Source organism: Sphingomonas sp. SP4, from assembly GCF_058313375.1.
This window is the reverse complement of sequence record NZ_JBZFLE010000002.1, coordinates 156,169-165,416: the sequence shown is the minus strand read 5'-3', so window position 1 is coordinate 165,416 and position 9,248 is coordinate 156,169. Positions and strand designations below refer to the sequence as shown.

The 9,248-nt window shown below is 57.7% G+C and carries 14 protein-coding genes; 9 read left to right on the top strand and 5 right to left on the bottom strand.

All coding sequences use genetic code 11. From position 1 onward, the window contains the following. Positions 1 to 37 precede the first annotated feature (37 nt). Entirely contained in the window at positions 38 to 661 is a 624-nt protein-coding gene (locus AC4GYV_RS10080; RefSeq protein ID WP_491100578.1) for a hypothetical protein, read from the bottom strand. A 515-nt stretch (positions 662 to 1,176) separates the two neighbouring features. Here AC4GYV_RS10080 and AC4GYV_RS10075 point away from each other — a divergent pair. After that, positions 1,177 to 1,974 carry a Crp/Fnr family transcriptional regulator gene (locus tag AC4GYV_RS10075; protein ID WP_491100577.1) on the top strand — a complete coding sequence of 266 codons (798 nt, stop codon included), beginning with the start codon at positions 1,177 to 1,179 and terminating at the stop codon, positions 1,972 to 1,974. 26 nt (positions 1,975 to 2,000) lie between these two features. On the opposite strand, the gene AC4GYV_RS10070 is transcribed toward AC4GYV_RS10075, so the two are convergent. Then, a complete protein-coding gene (locus AC4GYV_RS10070) occupies positions 2,001 to 2,237 on the bottom strand; it encodes a DUF6894 family protein (protein WP_491100576.1) in 237 nt (78 codons plus the stop codon). Positions 2,238 to 2,815: 578 nt separating this feature from the next. Between AC4GYV_RS10070 and AC4GYV_RS10065 the strand changes: the two genes are divergently transcribed. The 3 genes from AC4GYV_RS10065 to AC4GYV_RS10055 all read left to right on the top strand — a co-directional run bounded on the left by AC4GYV_RS10065 (position 2,816) and on the right by AC4GYV_RS10055 (position 3,781). Beyond that, positions 2,816 to 3,118: an immunity protein TriTu family protein gene (locus AC4GYV_RS10065; protein WP_491100575.1), complete on the top strand. Its 303-nt coding sequence runs from the start codon at positions 2,816 to 2,818 to the stop codon at positions 3,116 to 3,118. Positions 3,119 to 3,177: 59 nt separating this feature from the next. After that, a complete protein-coding gene (locus tag AC4GYV_RS10060; protein WP_491100574.1) occupies positions 3,178 to 3,429 on the top strand; it encodes a hypothetical protein in 252 nt (83 codons plus the stop codon). Positions 3,430 to 3,529: 100 nt separating this feature from the next. Further along, positions 3,530 to 3,781 carry a hypothetical protein gene (locus tag AC4GYV_RS10055; protein ID WP_491100573.1) on the top strand — a complete coding sequence of 84 codons (252 nt, stop codon included), beginning with the start codon at positions 3,530 to 3,532 and terminating at the stop codon, positions 3,779 to 3,781. A gap of 34 nt (positions 3,782 to 3,815) precedes the next feature. Here AC4GYV_RS10055 and AC4GYV_RS10050 read toward each other — a convergent pair whose 3' ends face one another. Then, a complete protein-coding gene (locus tag AC4GYV_RS10050) occupies positions 3,816 to 4,040 on the bottom strand; it encodes a hypothetical protein (RefSeq protein WP_491100572.1) in 225 nt (74 codons plus the stop codon). Positions 4,041 to 5,157: 1,117 nt separating this feature from the next. Between AC4GYV_RS10050 and AC4GYV_RS10045 the strand changes: the two genes are divergently transcribed. From AC4GYV_RS10045 to AC4GYV_RS10035, 3 genes are all read left to right on the top strand, one after another. Further along, complete coding sequence (locus AC4GYV_RS10045) at positions 5,158 to 5,349, top strand: hypothetical protein (protein WP_491100571.1); 192 nt, start codon at positions 5,158 to 5,160, stop codon at positions 5,347 to 5,349. Positions 5,350 to 5,460: 111 nt separating this feature from the next. Further along, the gene (locus AC4GYV_RS10040) at positions 5,461 to 5,634 is read left to right on the top strand and encodes a hypothetical protein (RefSeq protein WP_491100570.1); all 174 of its coding nucleotides are present in this window, start codon (positions 5,461 to 5,463) and stop codon (positions 5,632 to 5,634) included. An 89-nt stretch (positions 5,635 to 5,723) separates the two neighbouring features. Next, positions 5,724 to 5,870 carry a hypothetical protein gene (locus AC4GYV_RS10035; RefSeq protein WP_491100569.1) on the top strand — a complete coding sequence of 49 codons (147 nt, stop codon included), beginning with the start codon at positions 5,724 to 5,726 and terminating at the stop codon, positions 5,868 to 5,870. 384 nt (positions 5,871 to 6,254) lie between these two features. On the opposite strand, the gene AC4GYV_RS10030 is transcribed toward AC4GYV_RS10035, so the two are convergent. Beyond that, positions 6,255 to 7,316 (bottom strand): amidohydrolase family protein, encoded by a 1,062-nt coding sequence (locus tag AC4GYV_RS10030; RefSeq protein WP_491100568.1) that lies wholly within the window; start codon positions 7,314 to 7,316, stop codon positions 6,255 to 6,257. A gap of 134 nt (positions 7,317 to 7,450) precedes the next feature. Here AC4GYV_RS10030 and AC4GYV_RS10025 point away from each other — a divergent pair, with 134 nt between their 5' ends. Beyond that, positions 7,451 to 7,717, top strand: a complete 267-nt coding sequence (locus tag AC4GYV_RS10025; RefSeq protein ID WP_491100567.1) for a hypothetical protein — start codon at positions 7,451 to 7,453, stop codon at positions 7,715 to 7,717. A 478-nt stretch (positions 7,718 to 8,195) separates the two neighbouring features. Here AC4GYV_RS10025 and AC4GYV_RS10020 read toward each other — a convergent pair whose 3' ends face one another. After that, complete coding sequence (locus tag AC4GYV_RS10020; RefSeq protein WP_491100566.1) at positions 8,196 to 8,342, bottom strand: hypothetical protein; 147 nt, start codon at positions 8,340 to 8,342, stop codon at positions 8,196 to 8,198. A 312-nt stretch (positions 8,343 to 8,654) separates the two neighbouring features. Between AC4GYV_RS10020 and AC4GYV_RS10015 the strand changes: the two genes are divergently transcribed. Continuing rightward, entirely contained in the window at positions 8,655 to 9,206 is a 552-nt protein-coding gene (locus AC4GYV_RS10015; protein ID WP_491100565.1) for a hypothetical protein, read from the top strand. Positions 9,207 to 9,248 lie beyond the last annotated feature (42 nt).

The window sequence follows — 9,248 nt, the reverse complement described above, 5'->3', positions numbered from 1 at the left end:
AAAGGAGCGAAAAAGGCTCAAATAGCCTTTTGGCAAATTAGGCCTTTTGAAGACCTTGCACGATCTTCGAAGCACGGTTGCGAATTTGACTTTGAGCAGGAGCCTCGCCTGTCTGCACTATAAACCAGTCGGCGATCATTTCCTCTAGCCGAGCCTGAGAACCATGCCCCGTGGGAAGGCCGTCTGGGGTTTGTGCTTGAGTGATGACGTGCGAGAGTGCTCCTTCCCAATCCCACTTTTGCGGTCGACCAAGGCGAACTGTGGCTGCGCTAGCGTTGACTTCGCCGATAAACTTCGAATCCAGGCGCTGATTTGGCAGCATCAACTCTATAGCTGCGGCGCTGAAAGCCAGTCCCCGGAACTCAGCTTCGAAATCGGCTCCCTCGAAGTTGGAGCAATCGAGAAACTCCCCACTCGGGAATAGCCATCGCTGAATTTCGGGGTCGTCTGGAAACCAATCGACTTTCACAATTCCAGAATCCCATTCAATCTCTGAGGCGAACACTATCCAGCCCGGATCGACAGTGTCATGCCCCTGCTCCGACTGCCAAACGATCAACTCGTCATTAACTCGCTCAAAGCTATTCTTGCCGATCAGCTGCTCAGCAACTGAGGGTTCGAACTCGTCATTTATGGCTTGGACCAGCGCGTCGGCCGACATGCCCCTCGTTCGCAGTGGGCCTGTTAGATTAAGTACGGTCGAGTAGGGTTGGATGCGACCTTCAGAGACGAAGGCATCAAGTTCCCCATCGAAAATCATCCACTTTAGCAAGCGATGAACCCATGGGCGGGGTGCGCTCTGCGCAAGAAAGTCCACAGCTTCACGCGACGATACTAGCTTCACGTGTCGGCATTAGCATGGCCGATCAAAGGATCGAATACTCGGCGTTGATTCTGGAGCAATTGAAATGTCCGCTTTCGACCCATTGCGGACATTAGCAATGCAGCAATCGTCTCCGCTTAATTGGCGTCGCCATGAACGTACGCGAAGCCATACAAACAGTTCGCGACGACTATGCGGGGCGAGGACAGCGCGCGTGACAAGCAGTCGCGGCCGGCCCTAGCATTCGGCGGAATGTACGCCCTCGGTGAAAGCGACATTTCATTTTCGTTCGTTTCGCCGACAGCTGTATGTTAGGAATCACACCCTGAGTTCGAAGGATGGAGTTTTGCGCCTTGCCGAATGCGCTGACCCGTCGTCTTGAAGAATACACCCCCCTTACCGATCCGGATCGCGCTGAACTGGCGCGCCTCTGCACCCAATCTACCCACACAATTCCAGCCAAGCGCGACCTCATCTGCGAGGGCGATGCGCCGCGTTCCATCTACGTCATTTTGGATGGCTGGGCCTGTCATTACCGATCGTTGGAAAACGGACGCAAGCAAATCGTGGACTATGCGATTCCGGGCGATCTGTGCGACCTCAATCTCTTCATTCTCGATCGCATGGACCATTCCATCGGCGCGATAACGCGATTGAGGGTAGCAGAAGTTGGGCGCGAAGTGTTCCATCGCGTCGTCACCAATTTCCCGAACATTACAACCGCGCTCTGGTGGGTGGAGTTGGTGAGCAAATCGATTCACCGCGAATGGATCGTCAACCTCGGTCAACGCACGGCTCGGGAGCGGATAGCCCATCTTTTCTGTGAACTGTTCCTGCGCTTGGAGTCTGTCGGTTTGACTGATGGTTTCTCGTGCGACTTTCCGCTGACCCAGAATGACATCGCCGAAACGACGGGTCTGACGGCAGTTCATGTAAACCGCTCGATCCAGGAACTCAGGCGAACGGGCCTAATCCTTTTTGAGAAGCGCAGGCTGACGATTCCTGATTTGCTTGCCCTTCAAGGAATTGGGCTATTCAACCCTGACTATCTGCACATCAGGCGCCTCGATCGCCATACAGATATCGGCCGTCAGACGCGACGAACCTGGAGCGGTGACCCGGCTGAAATGAGGCGGCCTGAGACAATCTAATCGGTGAGCTGTCAGTTTGCCGAAGTTCAGTCCTGAACCTTGACTACGTCGCCGAAACGGATGGTGCTGATCGAGCGATTGTCCTCGGCACAAACGACGATGCGATGGCTAAGGACAAGGTGACCTTCCCGCACACTTTGAGCGGCCATTTCTCGCGCTGCGGTTGTTCCCCTTCGAACGGCCTCGGCATCATCGCTGAGTTCAAGGCCCTCACAGTCCCAAAAACTTTCATCGTCGAAGAGGTGAAAATAGAACGTGCGCATGAGGCATCAACGAATGTAGCGCTCCGATGGGTCCTATGGCTGATGGAGAAGCATGGAAATGAAGGGCATCTGCTCTTTTCTTGCTGTGGCCGTTGGCGGTGTCCGGTTTTCAGCCATTGTGGACACTGGTGTAGCGTCTGCTCCCGATGCAGCCGACGTTAAGAACCATTGCCAACCTTTAGTGCGGGGTCACTTACTCTTCAGCGTACGGTGACGGACTGTCAGGCCAGCGCGGGCAAAATGTCGGCGTTCCTGCACCGAATGGTTCGCTCATCCCAACCAGTCGATCTCTCTCCCAGATCTCACATCTACAGCCTTCACCAAAGTCGGCCGAGAGCTTCGCTGCATCTTGGTCGTCGCGTGCCTCGATCCATTGGGCGTCGGTAACGCAGCCGCCGGGTTCGAGCTTGAAGAGGCGATAAGTATGCATTCACCCTGCCTATAGAGCGATGACTGGTCACAGGTGCCGTTAATTTATGCGCGTTAGCCTCGGGTGAGGCAGTGCAGTTAACGGGAAGCTCACCGAATGTCCGTTTTCGACCCATTGCGGACGTTAGGCCCCCGTGAGACACGAGCCCATGTTCGCATTTGATGATTGGGCTGAGTGGCTAAGGTCGAAAGGCCACGACCTTAGTAGCGACGGCCTCGTGACCGAGTTTAACGATGGAAGGCCCTCCGGAGGCTCCAATCCATCCTTCGGGCTTGTTGTGGAAACGCCCGGACTACTTGGGAGCATTAGCTTCTGGCAGATCGGGCTGTGTGACTTCCTGGTCATCGACATGGATGAGCGGGAACTGGCGCGAGAGTTCATGCGCGACGCGAATGACGAGACCGTCCCGCTGCTCTTCGAAGAGTTCGTTTCGTTTTTTGGTCGAAGTTGAGCCGGAACGTGCGCTTTCGACCCGTTGCCGACATTGACCGCTAGCGTCATGTTCGAGCTATGACGGCATACAATCGGCTGCGTCGTTTCGTTGATCGCGACCTCGCGACGCAAGCGGGTCGCCCCGGCACGTTCGTAGTGCTCATTGCGATCCTGCCCTTCTTGGGCGTCCCCCTCATTGGGAACTGGTGGTGGATCCCAGCCACACTGTTCTTGGCTGCGTGGCTCGGCTTCGTCGTCTACCGCTTTTGGTGGGTTTTAAGAACGGGGCTCACCGACGCTGATCGGACGGATTGGGTCGAGCCAGAGTAACGTCCGCTTTCCACCCAAATGCGACGTTAGCGTTGCGTATGTTTCGACCCGTTGCGGACGCGAGAAACCAGGTTAGTTTACCCATGAAAGGGGAATAGCCTTGAGCACTGCACCGCAGACTAGAGGAGACGTGGCGCTGCTCGTGTTCCTCGTGGGCTTGTTGGTGGCATGGCTGCTCTGGGACGAGTTTTCCGAGCCGGGACAGCTGCTGTGGAACGTCATGTTGGCCGCTTTTCTAGTCGCACTCGTGATCGCAGCGTTCCTTGGCGTGCGTTATCTGCGGAAGAACCGCATCGAGGTTGGTGAGGCGCGGTTCTCTTCGAAAAACTGCGCAGATCGATCCGAGGGCTAAGGTCCGCTTCCCACCCAAAGCAGACCGTGGCGGCTTAGAGCTCTTCCACCCTAATCGGAACTTCCGCGTCGCCGTGTTCACGGTCCGGCCAGTTTCCCCAAATGACCTTGGCCTCGAACGCACGGCCATTTGCTGTGACAGTGAGTACGTCGCCAACGACTGGCGGAGGACCATCAAACCTGTTTTCGTCCGACGGTAGCTCGCGCTCCGTCAGCAGCTCTCCGTTTTTGAGCAGGATGCGCTTGACCCAGGAAGGCATGACGAGAGCCTATCGGCCCTAATGTCCGCTTTCCACCCATTGCAGACATTTTGGCGGGTCGCCCGAGCGTTCGCTTAGCTCACGTTCACGGCTCGCACACTGAGCACAAGCCGCTATCGCTGTATTCCAGAGCCATCATGAAGGACTTAGCGGATCCGAGGTTTTCAAATGGCGGGGACCAATATCCGTTAGCTTGGCCTTGCCCTCGCGAGCTGCCTTGGCCCTGGCGGCAGTACTCGCACCATTCTTCGTGAATACGCACCCTTCTCGCTTGTGGAATTACCTTCACAAAGTACGTCATCCAGGCTCCCAACCAAGGACGTATCACGTGCGCCACAGTAAGGTCCGGCGACCCGACCACCGGGAGGACAGCCGGGCCACCATTTAGGCTCCCTACCCTGGAAGGGGTGCATGAAGGCGAGCCCATCACGCTTATAAAGCGTCGGTGGGAAGCTCTCGATTAGGGAAATTCTGTAAGGTGTGAAGACGCCGATTAGGCGCGAAAGAACGCGAACAAAAATAGCATCGGTAGGACTGACGTGACGATGAGACCCGTCAAGCTCGCGCCGACACTCAGCCACGCAGCTCCAACGCCGAAGCCCAGAGTGACCGATCCGACGAAGAACGCCGCCTTCTGGATGTGGCGCCGACCTTCAGGCCGCTGCCAGAAGTGAACGGCGCGTAGCAGATGTATGTCTGAGACTTCGGAGTGGCATCGAAGATCGCCTTCAGAAACGCTGGCTACGAGCGGCTTGAACCTAGGCGACATCTGCCAGACCTTAGGCGGGGAAGCGATGCTCTACGCCTGAGTGCCCGCAGTCGCCATTCGTAGGTGTCCGTAGGTGAAACTTCGGAGACTTCGGAATGTAACGGCCCGACGCCGGGGGCCCCGGACGCCGAGCCGGAGACTGTCCCAAGTGGGGCAGCCTCAAAGTGGCAAGTACGAAGTGTCCAAGGCTCGTCAATCCGATCAGTATTAAGGAATTTGCACCAGACTTAAGAGTTTGACGCCTGACGCTTCATGTATGCTTTCGACCCATTGCGGACATTAGCGCCCGGCTTCGATTTCGATCCAGAAGTGTCGTATAAGCGGTCTCGGCAGCTGGGCCGAAAAGCAATGGCAGACTACCGAATCTATTGCTTGGACGCCGACGGAAGTATCGGTCTGGCGGATTGGATCGAGGCGAGCAGCGACGACGAAGCCATCGAAAAGGCCCGCGCGTTGAAGGCAGACGCGCACAAGTGTGAGTTGTGGTTGAAGAACCGACTGATTGGAACGCTCACGCCGGCGGGCTGGCAGGCGCGCTAGGCCGCATTGAGTCGAAAGCAGACATTCGCCCAAGGGCTTAGGTGCTCGAGAGCGCGTTCCTAACCTAAGTGGGATTTCGCAACGAACGTCATCTGAGAGCATTGGTCTCGCATGTTCACGCGCAGGGATCAGTGTACCGCTCTCGCCCGCATATTCCGCAGGCTCGCTGAATCCGAAAGCGACAGCGTGATGGTCGCTGTCTGCCTAGACTTAGCACACCAATACGAGGCCGAAGCGCGCCTTTCCGCACCCGTCATCAATAACGATCAAGCGCGGGCGACCTAACGTCCGGTTTGGTCGAAAGTGGACCCTTTGAAGACCGTATGGACTTCATAGTGTACTATTGCTATAATACACTAATGAGGAGCACGGCAATGCTTGAAAATCCAGTCCACAAGCGAGCGGCGATCGGTGCAGCAATCGGCGCGGTCGTGGCCATCCCGCTACCATTCGTGGGTCCGATCATTGGAGCACTTGTTGGCGGTGGTATTGGCTATTTCACGGCGGACAAGAAAGCCTGAGCTGATTCCGTCCATCCGGCGATAACCGCAATGGGTCGCGACCCGCCCATTTGGCATCGACGACCTACGAGTAACTGATGGGGACATTGGAGCGGTCGCCGACCAAACGAGTCGCTTGCCGTGATTACAAGACTGCCCAGCGTTGAAAGAGTATTGAGCCCGTGCTGGCTAGCAACTCTGCTCTATGCGCGCCGCTTCTCTCGAGCGCAGCACACGCCAGGCGCTTAGATTCCTCAAGAGATGCGTCCATCAGCTCGGTGCTGACGAGTTTGCCGTTGGAATAAAGGTTGAGGCGGTAGTCCATGCCCGCACTCTAAGACGAACCGGTTAAGAAGCTAAGCTGCCAATGCCTGCTTTGGGTCGAAGGCGGATATTGAGAAGGGACTAGCGAGACTTCCGGATATACGGCGCTTCGTTCCTACACAGCTCCGACCACTCCGCGTCGGTCAGAGGCAGCTTCTTTCGCATCAACGCATAATAAGGCGCTATCGGGCCGATCGCCGGCCAATCGCTGCCCACGACAAATCGGTCCAAACCAATTTTGCGCATCAAGCCGACGAACACCTTTAGCTGCGCGTCACTGCTTCCCAACGCTTTCGCGGTTTCGTCCGGCAAGACGACGCCAGAAATATCGAAGACCAGGTTTTCAGTGCCCGGCGCTTTGCGCACAATCGCGTCGCCAAACGCAGAGAGGGAGTCGATCGTTGCAGTGTCCGCACCGCCGTACCCGCCGCCATGCGCGATCTGCACCGGAAGGGTGCCCGCCTCTGGGAGCACCTTCGCAATGAACGTCTCAACCTCCGTTTTGGGAAATGGTCCTCCACCACGCAGGTGAATAGCCAATGGCAAACCCACCCGACGCACCTGAGCGACGAACTTCCGCAGCGTATCGACCTGCTCCGGGGAGCTTGCGTGGAACCCTGCTGCTCCGAGATGGAGCTTGACCCCACTGACGCCGGGCTTGCCTTTCCAGTAAGCCAATTCGTCAAGGGCATTCGGGTCGAGTGGGTTGATGTCGATGAACGCGATGAAGCGTCCTCGCGATGCCAGCGCAGTGTCGACGACAAAACGGTTCTCTGCTCGCAGCTCGCGCGCTTCTGTCGCCGTGTCCGAAACCTTGCCCCCGGTCAGGAATAGATGGCCGGACGAGATCAGAACCGCTCGTTTAACCCCTGCGTCATCGAGCATGCGGAGGACGGTGGTGGGAGTGGGCTTGCTGAAAACGTCAGTCGATAGGTGCTCGAAGATGCTCGGATCCAGCTTGTTTAGCTGCTCGACGTAAGCGCTAAGCGCAGGGCTGCCGAGGTGGAAGTGATGGTCCACGGTTGGCGCGACTACTTGGGAGTCCTGCGACGGCATTTGCGCTTCCGCGTGCGACGCCAATACCAAGGCAGCGACCAATTCCACCGCCAAGCTGGTCCACCAACCTAGGTTTCTCCGATGCATGCCCACCCCAATCAATCGCGCGGGAAGCTGGCATTGAACTCTAGTGTCCGCAATGGGTCGGAAGCGGACGTTCGCTTAGGTTCTCGATGGCCCACTCCGGCCAGTCGTTCGTTGAGGGCTTGACGGAGACAAGCATGATGCCGGGCAAGCCGCGAACGAGCGGTGACAATACGTTCTTTGACGTCTCCATAGACGGGAAGAGCCGACGCGTGTCGGTCTCTCGGAAAGCAATCGAAGACTTTCTGCACCTGTCGAAAGAGCAGGGCGCCGACATGACCGCGGACGACCGCCGGCACTTCGTTCAATTCCACCTAAGCTGGGTAATCGCGGCAGCGCGTCGGAAGCTTGCAACGACTTACCCGCTTGCCGACCTGATCATCATTGGTGCGGGTGAGATGTGACGTTGGCGGCAATACAGCCTGCGCCGGGCCTCCTGGGCACCTGACAAGAAAAGCGCAGACCTATGCCGCGAGGACTAGGCTGCTCTTTTCCGCTAAGCGCCGACCCAGGGGGGGGGAGTGCCGACGCGGATACCGAACCGGCCAAGGGGCGTGGAGTTCCGTTGTCGCCGAGCGACCTCAGCATAAGTGCGCCGGGCACGACACGTGGCGCGTGTGAGCATGCCCAATAGCCGTAGGAACACAGACCTAACGGCGAATGTTTCTGATGACATGAAACCCACCTCCCAGATCAATCGTGTGCTGCTTCAGCGATGCCGTGAGCGCTTGGCGCGAATGGAAAAGATGCTGCAGCGTCGTTACGCGATTGCCGCGCCCGCTATCGATTGACGGTCTTTCACTGCGTGAGGTGATCTACTCCGGAGTGGCTAATGTCTGAAATTAATCGAAAGTCTCGCGGATCGAGTAGTCTGGCCTTGGCTCAGGCCGAAGCCGCCAGCCGCTTCGCCGCGGCGATTGCGTCCTTAGCATTTGAATAGCGGTACCCACCCCAATCAAAAACGGTCAGCTGCATCGGCGTGATGCCATATCGCTTCAGTTCAGATTGAAGGTCGTCGCGCGACAGCATTTCGGGCGAACGGACCGGACCGCCTTCGATTTCCCAGCGATTTGTCGAGCCCTCGGAGGCGGGAACGGTGGGGGGTCATGACTGGTCTCCTGCTGTAGGCGGGAGCGCGTTGGTCTCTCAACCGCTGGCGCTTACGAGAGCGGAACCAGCGATGAATCCAAAATGGGTGTCAAACCGGCCGAATGCCAGGTCTGCGTGGGAAGACGCCAAGCTTCGATCTTGTTGTTTTAGGTTCATGCGTCTTAACCCCGTAGTGCGCGTTTGATGGTCGAGCTCCCCCGCGTTTCCGGGCGAGACCATAAGGAATTTCCCATGAAAATCCGTGCTTACTATCTCGCCGCTGCCGCGGCGATCGGCGCTCTTGCGGTTCCGGCCGCGGCGCAGAGCGCTTATCCCTACGACTACCAGCAGCAGGTCCCTCAGCCATACCCGGGCCAGCCCGGCTACGGCTATCAGCAGACCTATCCCGGCTATCCCCAGCAGGGCTATGCGCAGAACCCGGTTCAGCAGATTGTCGATGGCCTGCTCGGCAATCGCTACAACGTGACCGACCGCCAGGCCGTATCCCAGTGCGCCTCCGCGGCGATGACCCAGACTGCGGCGCAAAATGCGAACGGCTACAATCGCGGCTATGGCTACCATGGTGCGATGCGCGTGTCCTCGATCACTGAAGTCCAGCGCCGCAACAACGGCCTGCGCGTTTCTGGAACGATGAGCTCTGATTACGCCGGCCAGTACGGTAATTCGTACGGCTATCAGAACCGCAACTACCCCGCCGCCAGCGTCAGCTTCCGTTGTAACGTCGATTATCGCGGTGCCGTGACCAACATCCGGATCGGCCGCAACGTGGCGTACGGCCGCTAAGAAGAACCGATCGGGGCGGTCGCGCCAGCGTGCGATCGCCCT